At 41.6% G+C, this 17,804-nt stretch carries 17 protein-coding genes, 2 tRNA genes and 1 pseudogene; 10 read left to right on the forward strand and 10 right to left on the reverse strand.

Going from position 1 to position 17,804, the window contains the following annotated elements:
- Positions 1-125 precede the first annotated feature (125 nt).
- The 6 genes and pseudogenes from CDG79_RS33215 to argF form a co-directional block, all read right to left on the reverse strand.
- Positions 126-518, reverse strand: a pseudogene (locus tag CDG79_RS33215) (Uma2 family endonuclease); the annotation flags it as partial.
- Positions 519-529: 11 nt separating this feature from the next.
- On the reverse strand, positions 530-2,602 hold the full coding sequence (locus CDG79_RS33220) for an AAA family ATPase (RefSeq protein WP_094345924.1): 2,073 nt from the start codon (positions 2,600-2,602) through the stop codon (positions 530-532).
- Positions 2,599-2,772, reverse strand: coding sequence for a hypothetical protein (locus tag CDG79_RS42990; protein ID WP_189525218.1), 174 nt, complete (start codon positions 2,770-2,772; stop codon positions 2,599-2,601). Before CDG79_RS42990 ends, CDG79_RS33220 begins: the two co-directional genes overlap by 4 nt.
- 447 nt (positions 2,773-3,219) lie before the next feature.
- Positions 3,220-4,692 carry a DNA phosphorothioation system restriction enzyme gene (locus tag CDG79_RS33225; RefSeq protein WP_094345925.1) on the reverse strand — a complete coding sequence of 491 codons (1,473 nt, stop codon included), beginning with the start codon at positions 4,690-4,692 and terminating at the stop codon, positions 3,220-3,222.
- A gap of 92 nt (positions 4,693-4,784) precedes the next feature.
- Entirely contained in the window at positions 4,785-5,390 is a 606-nt protein-coding gene (gene lexA, locus CDG79_RS33230; RefSeq protein ID WP_094345934.1) for a transcriptional repressor LexA, read from the reverse strand.
- Between the two features lie 265 nt (positions 5,391-5,655).
- Complete coding sequence (argF, locus tag CDG79_RS33235) at positions 5,656-6,576, reverse strand: ornithine carbamoyltransferase (protein ID WP_094345926.1); 921 nt, start codon at positions 6,574-6,576, stop codon at positions 5,656-5,658.
- Between the two features lie 322 nt (positions 6,577-6,898).
- On the opposite strand from argF, the gene CDG79_RS33240 reads away from it, so the two are divergent.
- Positions 6,899-6,970, forward strand: a tRNA-Thr gene (locus CDG79_RS33240).
- A gap of 92 nt (positions 6,971-7,062) precedes the next feature.
- On the opposite strand, the gene pyrE is transcribed toward CDG79_RS33240, so the two are convergent.
- Positions 7,063-7,686 (reverse strand): orotate phosphoribosyltransferase, encoded by a 624-nt coding sequence (pyrE, locus tag CDG79_RS33245; protein WP_094345927.1) that lies wholly within the window; start codon positions 7,684-7,686, stop codon positions 7,063-7,065.
- 106 nt (positions 7,687-7,792) lie between these two features.
- Between pyrE and CDG79_RS33250 the strand changes: the two genes are divergently transcribed.
- Positions 7,793-8,227 carry a hypothetical protein gene (locus tag CDG79_RS33250; RefSeq protein WP_094333450.1) on the forward strand — a complete coding sequence of 145 codons (435 nt, stop codon included), beginning with the start codon at positions 7,793-7,795 and terminating at the stop codon, positions 8,225-8,227.
- Between the two features lie 125 nt (positions 8,228-8,352).
- Here CDG79_RS33250 and CDG79_RS33255 read toward each other — a convergent pair.
- Positions 8,353-8,425: transfer RNA gene (locus tag CDG79_RS33255), tRNA-Ile, on the reverse strand.
- Positions 8,426-8,724: 299 nt separating this feature from the next.
- Between CDG79_RS33255 and CDG79_RS33260 the strand changes: the two genes are divergently transcribed.
- On the forward strand, positions 8,725-9,426 hold the full coding sequence (locus CDG79_RS33260) for a hypothetical protein (protein WP_094333449.1): 702 nt from the start codon (positions 8,725-8,727) through the stop codon (positions 9,424-9,426).
- A 63-nt stretch (positions 9,427-9,489) separates the two neighbouring features.
- The gene (locus CDG79_RS33265; RefSeq protein WP_181154362.1) at positions 9,490-10,884 is read left to right on the forward strand and encodes a hemolysin family protein; all 1,395 of its coding nucleotides are present in this window, start codon (positions 9,490-9,492) and stop codon (positions 10,882-10,884) included.
- 31 nt (positions 10,885-10,915) lie between these two features.
- On the opposite strand, the gene queC is transcribed toward CDG79_RS33265, so the two are convergent.
- The gene (gene queC / locus CDG79_RS33270; RefSeq protein WP_094345928.1) at positions 10,916-11,593 is read right to left on the reverse strand and encodes a 7-cyano-7-deazaguanine synthase QueC; all 678 of its coding nucleotides are present in this window, start codon (positions 11,591-11,593) and stop codon (positions 10,916-10,918) included.
- 339 nt (positions 11,594-11,932) lie between these two features.
- Here queC and CDG79_RS33280 point away from each other — a divergent pair, with 339 nt between their 5' ends.
- The 6 genes from CDG79_RS33280 (at position 11,933) to CDG79_RS33300 (ending at position 17,205) form a co-directional block, all read left to right on the forward strand.
- A complete protein-coding gene (locus CDG79_RS33280) occupies positions 11,933-13,015 on the forward strand; it encodes a Gfo/Idh/MocA family protein (RefSeq protein ID WP_094345930.1) in 1,083 nt (360 codons plus the stop codon).
- A gap of 582 nt (positions 13,016-13,597) precedes the next feature.
- The gene (locus tag CDG79_RS33285) at positions 13,598-14,221 is read left to right on the forward strand and encodes a DedA family protein (protein WP_094345931.1); all 624 of its coding nucleotides are present in this window, start codon (positions 13,598-13,600) and stop codon (positions 14,219-14,221) included.
- Between the two features lie 240 nt (positions 14,222-14,461).
- The gene (locus CDG79_RS33290) at positions 14,462-15,628 is read left to right on the forward strand and encodes a ParM/StbA family protein (protein ID WP_094345932.1); all 1,167 of its coding nucleotides are present in this window, start codon (positions 14,462-14,464) and stop codon (positions 15,626-15,628) included.
- 5 nt (positions 15,629-15,633) lie between these two features.
- Positions 15,634-16,113 (forward strand): plasmid segregation centromere-binding protein ParR, encoded by a 480-nt coding sequence (locus CDG79_RS33295; protein ID WP_094345933.1) that lies wholly within the window; start codon positions 15,634-15,636, stop codon positions 16,111-16,113.
- Positions 16,114-16,499: 386 nt separating this feature from the next.
- On the forward strand, positions 16,500-16,658 hold the full coding sequence (locus CDG79_RS44325) for a hypothetical protein (protein WP_223278486.1): 159 nt from the start codon (positions 16,500-16,502) through the stop codon (positions 16,656-16,658).
- Positions 16,639-17,205 carry a P-loop NTPase fold protein gene (locus CDG79_RS33300; protein WP_223278487.1) on the forward strand — a complete coding sequence of 189 codons (567 nt, stop codon included), beginning with the start codon at positions 16,639-16,641 and terminating at the stop codon, positions 17,203-17,205. The genes CDG79_RS44325 and CDG79_RS33300 overlap by 20 nt, the downstream gene beginning before the upstream one ends.
- Before the next feature lie 40 nt (positions 17,206-17,245).
- Here CDG79_RS33300 and CDG79_RS45255 read toward each other — a convergent pair whose 3' ends face one another.
- Entirely contained in the window at positions 17,246-17,590 is a 345-nt protein-coding gene (locus tag CDG79_RS45255; protein WP_094345936.1) for an HNH endonuclease, read from the reverse strand.
- Positions 17,591-17,804 lie beyond the last annotated feature (214 nt).

Genomic DNA, 17,804 nt, shown 5'->3' on the forward strand with positions numbered 1-17,804 from the left:
TCTGAGGTTGAAACTTTCTGGTGCTCAGTGGAATCCTGCCAATGTGCCGTCCATACTACAACTTCGCTGTGCCTACCTCAATGGTCAACTTGCTATCTAATGTTTTTGCAAAAATGGGATGCTCCCGTCTGAATACGCCGATACTGCATAAATTTTTTGCCCCTGTCGTAAGCTTCCGTACTAGGAGAAAGAACCTCGACAATTAAACAAGGATACTGAAGAAATTTAATAGCTTGTCTATCTCTTTCATCACAACTCACCACAACATCCGGGTAGTGAAACGGCCCGTTCTCAGTCACTCCTACTTTTGCATCTGCCATAAAAGCCCGACAGGAACTTCCTCGAAGGTGACTTTTTAACGCCGAAGCTAAGTTTAGGGCAATACTAGTATGAGGAATAGTACCCCCAGTCATGGCAAAGACTTCACCATTGATATATTCGTATTTAATATCTTGGTGTTCTTCCCATTCCAGATATTCTTGGGGAGACATATAATTTCCATCTGGACTCGCAACCATAACTTTATCCTTTAAACATTACGTTCAACTGCGATAATTTCAGTATATTCATACTCATTCGGACTTTGTTTCACCAAAGGATATCTTTCCCCACCCAATTCAATATAATCTTGTTCGCAATCCGGCTTAGATGAATAATACGTCAGCACATATTCTCTACCGATTCTGTGTGTCATTTCTGCTTCTACTTCACCCCGCCACTGAGTCTTAGTAACTAAAACTATCAACTGATTCGCTAATTGGGGAATTGTCTTAGCAATGTGTCGCCGCGAACTTTCATCCAAACTACCAAACGGCGAATCCATGACAATTGGGAAAGTGCTACTATCGGGAATCATCATCATTTTCCGTTTCTTACTCCATTCCCGTACTTTGTCAATAATACTGGCAATAAAGGATAAACTGAGAATTTGATTCTGACCGGTGGATGCTGCAACTAGTGCTTCTATACCTGTGGTATTTTCTACTAATGTCAGTTCATATTTATCGCTAATTTTAGGAATGTATGGAGTTACAGAAATTTCTGTGAATATCTCTTGTACTCGTTTTTCAAGTTGCAGGCGAAATTGTTGTTCTTGACGATTTTTAACTTCTGTTAATCTTTCGATTGCATCTTGAGTGGCATTAATTCGTCGCTGTGCTAAAGTTTGGTTATCTTCATTCAGTTTTTGTTTAGCAATTTGTTTGTTTAAACCTTCAATTTCAGTTGTAAGTTGAGCAATTTGCTGCTGATTTGCACCTTGTTCTCGATTTAATTCATCAATTTTACTTTCAATCTCGTCTAACCGTTTTTGCAAACTGCTAATTTCTTCATTAGCATCTTTTCGCAACCGTTCTTGAATATTGTCTAAATCGCCTTCAATTTGAGATATGTTTTGTCTTAACTGATTAATCCTAGTTTGTTCTCTATCAACTTCTTCCCAAAATCCGATGGCTTGTTTATCAATTTCATCTACTTGAGCTATCATCCGAATTGCAGTTTCTTCTACCGCCGAAGAACCTGCTTTATTTAACCAGGTACTCACATGAGTATGAGAATGATTACCCTCCTGTAATTCTGCACCACAAATACAGCGTTGAGAATTGAGTAAATCACTGACAAATTCCCGCGAAATTCCTGATGTTAACTCGCCTCGCTGTTTTAAATCATTGATAATTCCTCGAAACTGGGCTGTAGTTTCTGACAAGAAAACGGTATAACCTCGTGCAGAAATAACTTTTTTTAGCGCTTCTTTCGCTTTTTTATATTCTTCTTGATTCGCCGCTTTCTGCGATTCTAAATTCTGACATCTTTCTTGCAATTCCTTCGCAGCGCTCAGTTCTCGCAAACGGTTACTTGTTTCTTTTTTAAAAGTTTGTTGATATTCTAACTCTTCTCTAATTTCCGTTTGTCGTTTGCTAATACGTTCCCGTTCTAGCTCTATCTTTTCTTGCTGTCTTAATAGTTGTTTAGTTTGGGAATTGCCAATGGCTTTTAAGTCATTTTCTAGAGTTTTTTTAGCCTCTCTCAAATGTTTTATAGAACGGTCGATTACCTCCACACCCAAGAAAATTTTTATAGCTTCGGCAATTTCCGCTTTTTTATCAGAACGGACTATTTGTTCAATTCGTTCGCCGTCAAAGAAAAAATATTGATGTAAAGTGGCGGGTAGAATTTGATTAATTATATCTTCTAGTTGCTGCTCTTGGATCTTCCATTTGCCATCGTCATCGCCAACCCATATAGATAATTGAGTTTTGCCAGCATCAAAATCACCTTCGTTTTTATAACCCCGACAGAGGCGTTTAACTCGATAGCGTTTACCTTCGTGTTCCCAGCCAATTTCTACCCAACATTCTACAGCTTGACCTTTTGGAGTTTCGGCGATCGCTCTTTTATTAATTAGCTGTTCTATCGATGCAAAGGCTGCACTAAATTTCTCATATAATACCCAAGTAAAGGCATTTAGTAAACTAGTTTTTCCAGAGCCATTATTCCCATAAATAATCGTTGTGTTGTGAACATCTCCACCAGCTAGAAGCATCTCTGGCGTTGTACCATAAAAGGAGCGAAAGTTGCATAGCTTGATTGAAGTTAGCTTCATCGCACCTCTTCCTTGATAATTTTCAAAATATTCTCATTTATATGGCTGTTACTTTTCTTATCTAGCCTACCTTTTTCCTCCTTCCATACCCGCTCAATAATTCGCCGTACCTCAGGCGGAGCGCTGGTTATTGGCTCTTGCACATCATCAATATTCGCCTCTTGTGACATATTGAGTTTTGAAATATACTTTTTCTATATTTTAACTTTATCTAGTGCTGGAACAGCCTCAGTAAAGCCACTGTTTGCGTTATTTTTAATTTTGCAAAAACTATTTTTTCAAATTTATAATTTTATTAGAAAAAATACTTTATTCTTGAATTGTCTTCTGCTATTATTAATATTAACAATCTAGATAATAATGGGATATAAGTGAAATTTTTAAAGTCGCTTATATCCCATTATAATCAAACTAATAATTTTATTATTTCATATTTAATGCTTCTTTTTTCAAAACTCGAAAAATTTTACAAAATAATACAACTAAGTACTTGGAAAGAAATAGTTACAGTCATTGCGAACGAAGTGAAGCAATCGCAAGGGCTGGGATTGCTTCACTTCGTTCGCAATGACTTTGTGTAATTAATTCTGTCTGACTACTTATTATATAGTTCATCATCAAATATCTAATAAACCATATCGTTTTTGTAAATCAAGTAACTTCATTCTTGCTTCTCCAGCATTATCAGCCAAATCAGCAAACTCCACAAAGCGCCGTAATTCCTTTTTCAACAAATTACGCTCAACTTCGATAGTTTCTCTATCTAAATCTGGTGGCAAAACAATCATGTCAAATATTGTCGCGCGTTCCTTACCGGGGTGAGGACGTAAAACTCGCCCCCGTCGCTGGATAAACTGACGCGGATTACCAGAACTGGATAAAATCACCGCAGTTTTAATTGCCGGAATATCGACACCTTCATCTAAACAACGAATTGCCACTAAACCTTGCAACTCTCCACTTTCAAATTGATGCCGTAAGATTTCCCTTTCTTGTAAAGTTGTTTGAGCCGTATAAGTACTAACTTTATACCCTAAATCCACTCCGAGAATTTTAGCAACAGCTTTGAGTTGACGTAGCGACGAACGTTGTCCTGCATCTTGCGAACCATCACTACAATAAAAAAGAGTGTGAGTAGTTTCACGGCGAGTTATCATTAAATCCCGTAAAGCATTTAATTTATTTTCCGCCGCACCAATTAACCTTGCTCTTTGCATCAATAACGGTTTTAAATCTTCATTGTCTTCAAAGTTTCCGCCATTTTCTCGTTCTCTATATAGTAGCGATCGCCCAATTCTTTTAGTTAACTTTAAATAGGCAATACTTTCTGCTTCAGTTAACTCCACCAGCACCGGATAATACAGATAATGTACCAAAGCACCTTGAGCGATCGCATCCCTCAAAGTAAACTCTGGCTGGAGAACTGGGCCAAAATAATCAAATAAAGATTGCGTACCAAAATCATCAAAATACCTCTCTGGTGTGGCAGATAAAGCCAGTCTCAACCCAACACTGCGCGGTAAACTTTCTTCTAACTTGGGTGCGCCTAAATTATGCGCCTCATCCCCAATAATTAAAGTTTTGGCAGGAAAATATTTGAGTTGAGACTGAAATCCATCTCCAATTAAAGTGGAGTTCGTAGTAATGACAGTCACAAACCGTTGAGAACCAGAACGCAGATTATAAATTTGCCCAGAAAGTTGACTTTGCCAAGTGCGTAAATTCTCAAAAGCTAAAATGGGTTGCAAATTAAATTTTTCACATTCTCGCGCCCATTGGGTGACAAGATGGCGGTAGGGACACACCACCACCAAAACTTGTAAATTAATCTGCTGATATAATTCACAAGCGATCGCTAATGCAGTAATCGTTTTACCACTACCAGTAGCCATTTTCAGCGTCCCTCTGCCATTGTTAGTAAACCAGCTAGCGATCGCTTGGCGCTGATATTGCCGTAATTGCAGAGACGGAGGCATTCTTGGGCATCCTGGTAATGGTTGCGTGTGATAACTGCCCTTACTTTCCCTTGTAAATGGTAATTTCAACCGGAAAGTGGGCAGTTGCTGCACTGAATTTTTCGTCAGGTACATATTCATTTAGTCATTAGTCATTGGTCATTGGTCATTGGTACTTATCTTTCCCAATCCCCATTCCCCACTCCCCACTCCCCACTCCCCATTAATCAGTTGTAACCACGCCAAACACCAATGAGAGAACCTTGCACCTGTACTTGCATAGCACTGACTTCAATGGGATTGTACTTAGGATTTGCTGGTTTAAGGGTAACGCGATCGCCTTGGCGATAAAAACGTTTTAAAGTTGTACCAAATCCATCAACTCTGGCGGCGACGATGGTGCCATTTTTTAAATGATTTGGTTCTGCTACTGGACGTAGAAATACCACATCGCCATCAGTAATTAAATCTTCAATCATGCTATCGCCAGCTACGCGCAAAGCGTAGGTTTGGGGAGGTAAATCGAAATTAGAAAAGTCTAAATGATCTACAGCATCAGTAAACGGTTCTATTAAACCACCAGCAGCGATCGTGCCCAAAATTGGTACACCTTGTTTAACAGGACGCAAAATCCGAATCGTTCGCGCTTGTCCTTCAGTCCATTCTATATATCTTTTAGTGCGTAAATGTTCTAAACGACTTTGAATTGGTGCTGGTGACTTCAAGTTCATTGCTTGCATCATTTGCCGAATTGAAGGCGAATGCTGGTGCGTTCTGATATATTCTGCTAACCATTCGTAAAGTTCTTGTTGAGCTTCCGTTAGACGTTCCATAAATTTGTGGGAAGTAATTATTAATGTCTCTAGAACATTAGTACTACAAAAAACTCCCCATAACAAGAGAAAAGTAAAAATATCAAAGGGAAAAGTAAGAATATTCTCTTTTCTTTTACCCATTTATTTCGGATTTTTTACCAGCAAGTAGTTAGGAGCCAATTGCACACTAGCTATTTTGACTCCTAACTCCTGTAGAGATGCGATGAATCGCGTCTCTACTCCAAATTCTTGTACAGACGCGATGAATCGCGTCTCTCTTCTTTCATTCCGCCCCTAAAATACTCGCAAGCAAAGCTTTTTGCGCGTGGAGGCGATTTTCTGCCTGTTCCCAAACTTTTGATTGGGAACCTTCAATAACTGCTTCGGTAATTTCTTCACCGCGATGGGCTGGTAAGCAGTGTAAAACAATTGCCTCTGGATCGGCAAGGCTTAATAGCTGTTCCGAAATTTGGTAAGGCTGGAAAATTGGCATCCGGTTGTCTGCTTCGGCCTCTTGTCCCATACTCGCCCAAACATCAGTATAAAGTACAGCAGAACCTTTAGCTGCTAATTCTGGATCGTGAGTGACGAGGACTTCCGTTTTGTTATTAGCGATCGCTCTTGCTTGCTCTACAATCTGAGAATCTGGCTCATATCCGTTAGGGGTAGCAATTCTGACATTCATTCCCACCAATGCACAACCCAACATCAGAGAATTAGCCATATTATTCCCATCACCCACGTAGGTTAAAGTTAACCCAGCAAGGGTGTTAAAGCTTTCTTGAACCGTCAATAAATCCGCCAATACCTGACAAGGATGTTCTGCATCGGTAAGCGCATTAATCACTGGAATTTTGGCGTATTCAGCAAAAGTTTCCAAATCTTGCTGGGCAAAAGTGCGAATTGCCAAAATATCCAGATATCGATCCAATACCCGCGCCGTATCCTGTAAAGGTTCCCCGCGACTAACTTGAGTGACATTGGGGTTGAGATCGATTACCTGTCCACCCAGTTGGTACATCGCCACAGTAAAACTTACCCGCGTGCGAGTTGAAGCTTTGGAGAACAACAACCCCAAAACCTTATTACACTGCAACTTCAACTGTTGCGATTTAAGTTGAGTTGCCAATTCCAGAAGTTCTTGAACTTCCGTCGAACTGATGTCCGCTAGACTTAATAAATCTCGTCCGAGCAATGCTGCCATGCTTATAAACTGTAAAAAATAATTATATATTTCCGTTCCTTTATTCAGCCGTGCTAAGAAAATACAGTTTGAGAATTGAGGAGATATTTTTGCGTCCAGCCTAAGATTTTAGTTAGCTTTTGAAGTGATTGCGATCGCTGATTTGTTTGTGTTTCATCACAATTGCAACACTAACTAAACTGTCTAGGCGCAAATCTCTAATCTGTCTTTTAACCTTATTTCTGAAGAGGGAGATATTTTTTAGGAATTACAGCTAGACAAATAAATTGATTATGGTACAATAAGAAATTGTGGTTGCTATTTGAAAGGAAACGCAAAATTTGCCAGCATAGCACAGTGGTAGTGCATCCGACTTGTAATCGGAAGGTCGCGAGTTCAAATCCCGCTGCTGGCTTTCACGCAAAACCCCCGCATTGCGGGGGTTTTTGGCTCTGGATTACACGAGTATATGTTTTAGTCTCTAACTAAATCGTATATTTTAGATATTCATAAATTCGCAAGTTGTCGGTAGCGTTCCTGAACTTCCTGAATCGAAAACAAAGTTTCAAACTTCAACCCAGCCGACTGGTACAACTTACCTCCCCCTTGTTGCCGATCTACCAGTGAAATTATTTGATTGACTGTATAACCCGCATCCTTAAGACGCTCAACCGCTTTCAGAGCAGATTGCCCAGTTGTCACCACATCTTCCAAAACAACTACTTTTGCACCCTCTGGTAAACTGGGGCCTTCAATATAAGCTCTCGTCCCATAACCCTTGGCTTCCTTGCGAATAATTAGTGCTGGTATCGGACGGTTTTCATAAACAGAAACTATACTCACTGCTGTCACCATTGGGTCAGCCCCCATCGTTAAACCTGCTACAGCCTGAGTATCTACAGGTAGTAAAGGAAACAACAATCGTCCAACAGCTAAAGCTCCTTGGGGGTGGAGTGTTACCTGCATCTTATTGACATAATAAGAACTACGTAGCCCAGAAGCGAGAACAAAATCACCCTCTTGATAAGCCCGTTGAGAAAATAAATCTAGTAGCTTGTGGCGCAAAGTTGTCAAATCAAGAGTGGTTGCCCAAATATCTGAGTGGGTAAGAGTTTCAGTAGGATACGTCATTACAAAACATTAAAAGTTGTGCTACACCAAAGGTTGAACTCATCAGAGTTCTGAACTTAAGCATAAATTAAGATTCGCCAAAAACGAAAATTGAGGAGTCAGAAACGTGCGGATAAAATTTAAAACCTTTGGTGGTTTGTTGGTGCTGCTTGCTGCTGGTATTATTTTTCCCTCAGTTGCATCTGCCCAAACAGAAACCCCCAAAACTGAAACTACGAGTGATGTATTTGAACGGGCTTATTTCAGTCACGATCGCAATTTCTACGAAAATGGTAGCCTTAAGCGTCAGCTAGACTCACTTTTAGGATCTGGTTCTAGTTTCGGTGGTTCCTTCCCAGAAAATGAAATTGCCCGCGATGCTGAGTTGGTTAACACTTTATATCATGATGTCCTGACTCAGCAAGCTGGCAACGATCCTTATATTCGCACCCCCGATCTACCAAATCCTTATGACACATCGCTGATGATGTCTCCTCGTTTTAATAGCAACAAACTCAAAGTTGGAACTGAATTCAGGTTTGAAACTTTACCACCTCGGTAAGATTGGGGATTAGGGAAGTGGGGAGCAGGGGATAATAATTACTAACCAACACTATCAGCAACATTCAGTACAAGTGCCCATACCCCATGCCCAATGTCCTCTATTAGCGTTTTTTGATGATTCAGTGCGCCCTGCTGGAATCGAACCAGCCTGAAGGCGAATTATGAGTTCGCTGCCTCCCCAATCGGCCAAAGGCGCTCGTTTGTTGAGTTTTGGGTTGCTATCCTATGAGTAAATTATTTTAACTCTTAGGTCAACATTTGCTAATTTTTAGAATGAGGAAAATACCTCATTGCACTGAGTTTAGCCAATTCCGTAACTATAACACAAATATTACCACGTGTGAATACTGGACAATAGCTGCCCAGATTTTTATACTACATAATTTAGTCATGAAATAGTACAGACTAATATTGATTAAGTTCCTTTAAGGATTGAGGTCAAAAGCTTCACTATTCTTAAATAGACCAGCATTCTTATGTGATAGCTTATCAGCAATGAAAATAAATTCTACTGTACTTCTTACTTTGATTTTGTTAATCCTGATGATGGGAGCAGGTTCTGTGAGCGCCTTTTTGGGGTTTGAACTAGGGAGTTCAGCACTTAAAGGCGTGACCACACCAGATGGTCGTCCCACAACCAAATTTGCCAGTAATAAGGCAAATAGCTCCCAACAAGGAGGGCTGGTGCTATTAAAAGAGGAAGAGATTTTGAAAGTTGTCAAGGCGCGAATTGACGGTAAGACCAAGGCTGCTAAATCAGAAAAGCTAGAGGAAGATGACGAAGAAACTAATAGCAGCAAGCAGAAGCCAGAGGAAAAGCCTCCAGAAGTGGTTGAAGAAAAACCCTTACCAGGCTTTCCTGTTACTGCCCAAAGTCAGGGCGTAACCATGACTGTACAATCCGCCCGCTACTCTGGTGGTGATTTGCTACTGAAAGTGAAAATGCAGAACAAAGGTAAAGATTCTGTGCGCTTCCTGTATAGTTTTTTAGATGTTACCGATGACAAAGGACGAACTCTGAGTGCTAGTACAGAGGGTTTACCAACAGAATTGCCTGTAAATGGGCCAGTATTTTCAGGTACAGTGAGCATTCCCACAGCTTTACTTGATGATGTCAAGAAAATATCACTTGCTCTCACTGATTATCCTGCTCAACAATTAAAGCTAGAGGCCTCGAATATTCCTGTAGGAAGGTAGAAGACTGGGGACTGGGGACTGGGGATTGGGGACTGAATTCTTCCCAATCCCCAATCCTCCTAAATGGAGGACGTGAGTTTTACACGAGCTTTGGCGGTGATTGGTTTTCCTAACTTAATTTGGACGGATGTGGCGCTGCGGTTGTTGTCAGTGCTACTACTGATTGCCATAAATGCCTTTTTTGTGACGGCGGAATTTTCGATGGTCAGCGTGCGGCGATCGCGTATTCACCAGCTAGTTAAGGCTGGGGATATTCCCGCGATCGCAGTCGAAATGCTACAACGTAGTATTGACCGATTGCTATCTACTACCCAGTTAGGCATTACCCTTTCTAGTTTGGCGTTGGGATGGATTGGCGAAAGTACGATTGTTGTGCTGGTAAATGCCTGGTTAAGATCCTGGCCTTTACCGATTGGGATGACTACCTTCCTCGCCCATTCCCTATCAATTCCTATCGCCTTTTTCTTGATTGCCTATTTACAAATTGTCATCGGAGAACTATGTCCCAAATCCTTAGCCATGCTGTACTCAGAACAGCTAGCGAGGTTTTTGGGGCCTTCGGTAAAAGCGATCGTGCGTTTTTTTGGCCCCTTCATCTGGATTCTCAACCAATCAACTCGTTTTTTATTGCGGATTTTTGGTATCCAATACACAGGACAAGGCTGGCGGCCACCTGTGACTCCCGAAGAATTGCAACTGATTATCTCTACAGAATGGGGATCTACTGGTTTACAGCGTGCGGAGCGAGAACTGCTCAATAATGTCTTTGAGTTTGGGGATGTCATGGCCCAAGATGTGATGATCCCCCGCACCAGTATTATCACGCTGCCAAAAGATGCTACCTTCCAGGCATTACTCAAAGAAATGGCTGCTACTGGTTACTCTCGCTATCCGGTGATTGGTGAATCCTTAGACGATGTTCGCGGCATTGTTTATTTTAAAGATTTGGCACAACCTTTGGCTGTCGGAAAACTCAGTTTAGAGACACAAATCCAACCTTGGATGCGTCCCGCCCGGTTTGTTCCAGAACACACGCCCTTGAGTGAACTTTTGCCCATGATGCAGCAAGAGAAACCCGCTATGGTTATGGTAGTGAATGAATTTGGCGGTATTGTGGGACTCGTGACAATCAAAGATGTCATTGCCGAAATCATCGGTGACGCAAGCGTTCCTGAAAGCAGTGACGACTTACTGATTCAGATGTTAGATGAGCAGAAATTTCTGGTGCAGGCACAAATCAACCTCGAAGACCTCAATGAGGTTTTAAATCTCAATTTGCCTCTGACCAGAGAATATCAAACACTGGGAGGCTTTTTGCTATATCAGTTACAGAAAATTCCGGCCATTGGTGAAACCTTCTGTTATGAAAATCTTGAATTCACTGTGGTATCAATTGTTGGGCCACGCCTCCATCAAATTCAACTTCGACGGTTAGAAGAGTTAATAGTTGACAGTTAAGAGGTAGGAGTTATGAATTTTAACTCCTGACTCAAGAAGCATAGACCACTGGATCGACAAGTCCCAATTCGGCAAAAGCTGCTAACCGCAAGCGACAAGAATCACATACACCACAGGCGACATCACCACCGGCATAGCAAGACCAAGTTAGCTCCCAAGGAACTCCCAATTGGTTCCCCAGTTGGATGATTTCGGTTTTTTTCAGGTTGATTAAGGGCGCAACAATATTAATTGGCTGTCCCTCACGTCCTTGTTTGGTTCCCAGACGAAAAACTTCCTGCATTGCCTGAATATAGTCGGGACGGCAGTCAGGATATCCTGAGTAATCTAAGACATTGACACCGATATAGACACGCTCTGCTGCGATCGCTTCGGCGTAACCAAGAGCAAAGCTTAAAAAGATGGTATTACGAGCCGGAACATAAGTCACAGGGATATTTTGAGACATTTCATCCAGCGATCGCTCTTGGGGTAAATCAATAGCATCATCGGTAAGTGCGGAACCTCCCCATTGCCGTAAATCAAAATTTACTACCTGATGTTTTGCGATCGTAGCCTTTTGAGCAACACTGAGGGCTGAGTGTAACTCTCTTCGGTGTCGCTGCTGGTAATCAAAGGAGATCCCATGACATTCACAGCCATCAGCCTTAGCTTGATACAGAATTGTGGAAGAGTCCAATCCCCCAGATAACAGAATTACAGCTTTCATCTCAGTTGCAAATTTTAGATTTCAAATCACCAAATTACACCTCAACTAGATGCCAGAAGGCAATGCCAAGGAGAATTTACACTTAAGTCTTACTGAATGTTTTAAACTTAATAAAAAGATACATATTTATTGTAGAAAGCGCAAAATCCAAAACCAACCCGAACTATCTATACAAAAGATATTTGGATTACGGGAACCGATCGCAAACTTTGAAATTCTTCATAAACATAGGCTCTATGTTACCATCTGGATGGTTTTAGACGGATCGTAACTGGCTTTCGAGTATAAACGCCAACGGCCGTAGCGTCTCTAAATTTGGTGGTTGAGGAGAGAATAATAGTGCAAGATAGCATGTCAGTGGCAGAACCGAATCTATATACACAGCGCAACCAACCACGACCGATCCGCATAGGCGTGATTGGAGTGGGTAACATGGGACAACACCACGCTCGCGTGCTGAGTTCAATGAAAGATGTTGAACTGGTCGGAGTGGCAGATATTAACGTCGAACGAGGATTAGAAACTGCCAGCAATTACAAGGTGCGTTTTTTTGAAGATTACTGTGACCTGCTACCCCTTGTGGAAGCAGTTTGTGTAGCTGTTCCCACCCGTCTGCACTATGCCGTGGGTATCAACTGTCTGTTAGCGGGAATTCATGTTTTGATTGAAAAACCCATCGCAGCCAGTATTTCTGAGGCAGAGTCTTTAGTAAATGCCGCAGCTGAGTCTGGGTGTATCCTGCAAGTAGGTCATATTGAGCGTTTCAACCCAGCTTTTAAAGAACTAAGCCAAGTTCTGAAAACAGAGGAAGTGCTGGCGCTAGAAGCCCACAGAATGAGTCCTTACTCAGATCGGGCAAATGATGTTTCAGTTGTGCTGGATTTAATGATCCATGACATCGACCTACTTTTAGAACTAGCTGCTTCCCCCGTCACAAAATTGACTGCTAGCGGTACTCGCTCCCTAGACTCTGGTTATTTAGATTATGTAACCGCCACCTTGGGGTTTGCTAATGGTATTGTTGCTACCCTGACCGCCAGTAAAGTCACCCACCGAAAAATTCGTCGGATTGTCGCCCATTGCAAAAATTCATTTACTGAGGCAGATTTTCTCAAGAATGAAATTTTGATTCACCGACAAACCACGGTAAATTCTCTCACCGACCACCGACAAGTACTTTACAGACAAGATGGTGTGATTGAAAAAGTCTACACCAGCAATATTCAACCCCTAAGTGCAGAATTAGAACATTTTGTCAACTGCGTGCATGGTGGCAATCAACCCTCAGTAGGTGGCGAACAAGCTCTCAAAGCTCTGAGACTCGCAAGTTTAATTGAGCAAATGGCACTAGAAGATCGAGTTTGGAATCCATTAGACTGGCAATCGGAACCAAGAGTACAATCATTGACCCCGACAGCTTAAAAGAAGATTGGCAGATGGAGATGAGGGGGAGAAAGTAAAATTTTCTTCTTAACCTTCCCTTTCTGCCCGATCCCCTCCACTGCATCAATCTGAGAAGAAAATCCAAAAGTATGTTTTGAAATTAGGTCATCAAATTTTTAGATCCTTCCTAGTCCTTTTAAAAAACCGACCAAGAGGGATCTAAAAAATTAGAAAACAAAACCTAGTGGTTCGTTTCATGAATTTTGTGAGGTTCGTAGTGAGGCATAAATCGCTCAATTTAAAACACTAGAGCTACTAACTACGAACTTTTATAACCCTCAAAATTAATGAAACAGACCTCTAGCTTCCACTTGTTTTACTCTGTTTCTAAATTTGGATGCCAACTTTTAGTGCAGCTAAGTTACCTTGATTCTAGCAAGCGAGGATAATTATCTTTATGAGGAATTATGCAAACAATAGCTGAAAAGAAAGATTTTCAGGTAGGGGCAATTCATGAATTGCCCCTACAGTATGTAGGTTTGCATAAGTCCTATATCTTTAAAAAAAGCTAAAGCTGAATTTAATAACAAGAGTAGTGCAGTAATTTCAGGAATTGACTCAATGCTTGAATGGATAACTAATACTATTAACTATTTTGGCCATTGGGGAATCGCCCTACTAATGTTCCTAGAGAACCTGTTTCCCCCCATTCCTTCAGAATTGATCATGCCACTGGCTGGATTTGCAGCAAGTCCACATCAACCAGGAGGACCAAAGCTGAATATCATTGGTGTGTTTTTCGCAGGACTTTTAGGTTCTGTATTGGGCGCACTTATTTGGTACTATCCAGGTAAGTTTTTGGGCGAAACCCGTTTGAAAGCTTGGGCTGACAAGTATGGCAAATGGCTGGCTATATCCAGTAAAGATATTACCAAGGCGAAAAAGTGGTTTGACCAACAAGGTAGAAAAGCAGTATTAATTGGTCGCCTTGTGCCAGGAATCCGCACCTTGATTTCTGTTCCCGCAGGGATCAGCAATATGCCCTTACTACCATTTTTGTTTTACACAACGGTAGGTAGCGCGGCTTGGGTAGGTTTGCTAACATACTCTGGATACGCCTTGGGTAGTCAGTATGAACTTGTGGACAAGTACCTTGCTCCTGTATCCAAAATCGTACTTGGGGGTTTGGTTCTAGCATTTGTTTCTTGGATATTCAAGCGCCAGTTAAGACGTACTAGAAGATGAAACACGGACGCTTTTGGTTTGAAAGCAGTAAAAGCAGGGGTTACATCTGGCCAAAATTCGCCTACACTATGCCAAATAATACTAGATGTGCGAAGGCATGAGCTTATCGGAGATATCGCTCGAATTAATTTTTGGCGTATTTCTAGCTACACTTGACGCAACCTAGAATTTCTGGTTGCTCGCATTTTTGTAAGATGAGCATGACAACTTTTTACAGTTAAGTTTGAACTAGGAGCTTTCATGACAGACCAACCTTCCGCCGCTAACCCTATGAATACTGCTGCTATACCCATGAATAGGCAGCCGTTAGCATCGACGACTCCCATCAATGCTGTTAATAATAATCCTCCCACTAGCAAGCCAGTCGGTGGTTCCGGGAAAACCATTCTCAGTGTTGATTTAGGCAGAACTTCCACAAAAACTTGTGTGAGTCGTGAACCCGGCAGCGTGGTCTTCGTACCTGCCAACGTCAAGCAGATGTCGATAGAACAAGTCCGCGGTGGTGTTTTTGAAGCCAGAGCGACAGACCCCTTAATGGATTTGTGGCTGGAGTATCAAGGAAATGGATATGCCGTTGGTCAACTAGCAGCAGATTTTGGGGCGAATCTAGGAGTCGGCCAATCTAAGGTAGAGGCTGCACTGGTAAAAGTGTTAGCAAGTGCTGGCTACTTCAAACTCAGAGACGATATCTCAGTTGTACTAGGTCTGCCTTTTCTTTCCTTAGAGCAATTTGAAAAAGAAAAAGCACAGTTGATTAGCCAAGTAGGTGGCCCTCATGTGTTGAACTTCCGAGGCGAATCTATATCGCTGAACGTTAGCAAGGTATGGGTAATGCCAGAAGGCTACGGCAGCCTACTGTGGTCTGAAGCTCAACCGAAGAAAAATCCTGGCAGTCCCGATTTTACAAAAATATCGGTGGCGATCGTCGATATTGGACATCAAACCGTCGATCTTTTGATGGTAGATAACTTCCGTTTTGCCAGAGGTGCTTCTAAGAGCGAAGACTTCGGGATGAATAAGTTTTATGAATTGGTGTCTGCCGAAATCGAGGGAGCAGATAGTCAATCTCTAGCACTGATTTCTGCTGTGAACAAACCCAGAGGTGAACGCTTTTACCGTCCTAAAGGCGCTAGCAAGCCCACCAACCTAGATGATTTTCTTCCCAACCTTACAGAGATGTTTTCACGCGAAATCTGTAGCCGTGTGCTAGCCTGGTTGCCAGAACGCGTCACCGATGTAATTCTTACTGGCGGGGGTGGTGAGTTCTTCTGGGACGACGTTCAACGTCTGCTCAAAGAAGCAAAGATTAATGCTCATTTAGCAGCACCTTCACGACAGGCGAATGCTTTGGGGCAGTATATTTATGGAGAGGCACAATTATCCTCCAATCGCGCTGCTAGGGCATAAAGCTGATGTTCCAATGGTCAAAAAAGGTAGTTAAATCCGTCACGTTCAACCCAGAGCTTGCTGATGAAAGCTTGTTAGCGCAAGTAGAAAGTTATTTGGAAAAAGAACCAGACAAGACTTTCAGCGACCTCTGTAAAGAAGCCTTGTGGCAATCTTTATGTGTACCGGAATCTGTACAACCTGCTCCACAAACAGCAGCAACAACACCGATTGAACAACAAATCGGTGAACTGCAACGTCAAGTGGCTGGACTTGAGGAACGTTTTTTTGCCAAGGGATCTAATCGTTTGGAGGCGATGGAACACCATCTATTGCAACTTTCTCAACAAGTTGTACAACTGGCGCTCATAGTCAACGATCGATCGTTCATTCCGTCTCCAAATCAATTAGAAGTAGTAAATAATACTTCTTATACTGTTGCTACCCCTCCTCAAGAGGTTGACCCCGTAATCAGTCGCCTTAGTCAGTTTCTCGATGATTTTTAGGGAAAAATCAGGTTTGTGAGCAGTTTTTGCTCATGTTAACAATCCTTAATAGTTAATTCTATTAAGGATTATTAATGTTTATAAAAAGATGCGATGTCTGGCTAAAAGCTACTTTGTATGACAGTCACTACAATTGAGCGAACCTCCCTTTTACGCTAGCCACTTAGGTTGAGAAACCCGTCTTCAGCACTGGAATTATGGCAACGCTTTGTCTTATCTAGGCACATCAATTTTTAGTATGCGCTCAAAGTGGGATAAAGTATTATTTAGGACTATAGTATAAAGTTTTTAACTTCTAGTAATCTACAGCCGGAAATTACCCAGTTATACTGAGATAAACGAGTGTAAGTCAAAACACCGTTTGAGGTAAGTTTAGATTTGTCACCATGAATAATACCAGTTTTTGGAAGCCTGCTTATCAGCTTTTTAAGCCAGAGGAACCACTTACTACACCCGAAGAACTGAAAAATTTTTATGTCCAGCGAGCCAACAGTCCTGTAGAGAATTTAATCCACTTTCTTGGATATGGAAGACGACCCAGCTAAATTTTTACTAGCAGGTCATAGGGGTGGTGGTAAAACTACAGAATTGCGGCGATTAGAACAACATTTAAACAGCAATTATACAGTAATTTGGATTGATACTGTAACTGCTCTCGACCAGTACAACATTGGCTATGCTGAGGTTGTAGTCCTAATTGGAATTAAAATTTTTGAAAAAGTTATTCAACGAGAGTGGGGTTTAAAAGACGATTTATTAAATGATTTACTCGAAAGTCTAAAAACTGTAGTTTATCAAGATGAAGACGCTGAAAATACTGGTCTTGAACTTCCAGAAATTATCAAAAAACTAGGTCTAATTCTTAAACAAGGTTTAACTCGAAAAGTTACTACAACTCTCAACATTCGTCCGCAGCTTAGTAAAATCATTGAACGAGTTAACGCCATCATAGAAGCTGCCGAGAAAAGAAACAAGCAAAAGTTACTGGTGATTGTAGATGGTCTTGACCGACACGATCAAGTTACAGCCTTGGTTGAGTCGATGGCTGGTAGTCGGGTAAGGTTTGAGCGTCACCGCTCTCCCCTCCCCTAAGAACCGTGCATAAGACTTTCGCACTTACACGGCTCAAGCCTTACTTCAAGCGAGTTGACTTGGTTTTAGAATGTTCCTGTTTGTGACACGCATGGTGCAAGTGCTGTAGGTTTTCAATGTCGTCTCGTCCACCTTGAGAAACGGGAACTATGTGATGGGTGTTTAATTCCTCTCCATTGAATAAAGGTTCACCACAGATAGGACATTTCCAATTTTGGGTTTGAGCGATTTTATAATTGTGAGAGTTTTTCTCCCAGTAGCTCTTTCCATATTTCTGGTGACGTTTTCCCCAGTATTCTTGGAGTGAAGGGTCATCCGGTGATGCTTCGCCCTTGACCTTTACATGGCGTTCGATGGGCGTGTACGCTATCGGGTATAGGATTATATCCGAATGGCACTAAGAAAAGCTATAAGCTATATTCCATAAGCATTACAGGTATTAATACCTTAAGAGCAGTGGACGCTTCGCTGTGATCGCTATTTTTGTAGGTGCTGTCAAATCGAGGCGGTAAATGTGCAGCGTCGTCCAAAAATTTTTTGTAGTTAGAAAAAGCTTACTCGTTCATGAAATACTTTCTTTGATACGAGCAAGCAAACAA

It is taken from the genome of Nostoc sp. 'Peltigera membranacea cyanobiont' 232, assembly GCF_002245985.1.
Taxonomy (GTDB): Bacteria; Cyanobacteriota; Cyanobacteriia; order Cyanobacteriales; family Nostocaceae; genus Nostoc.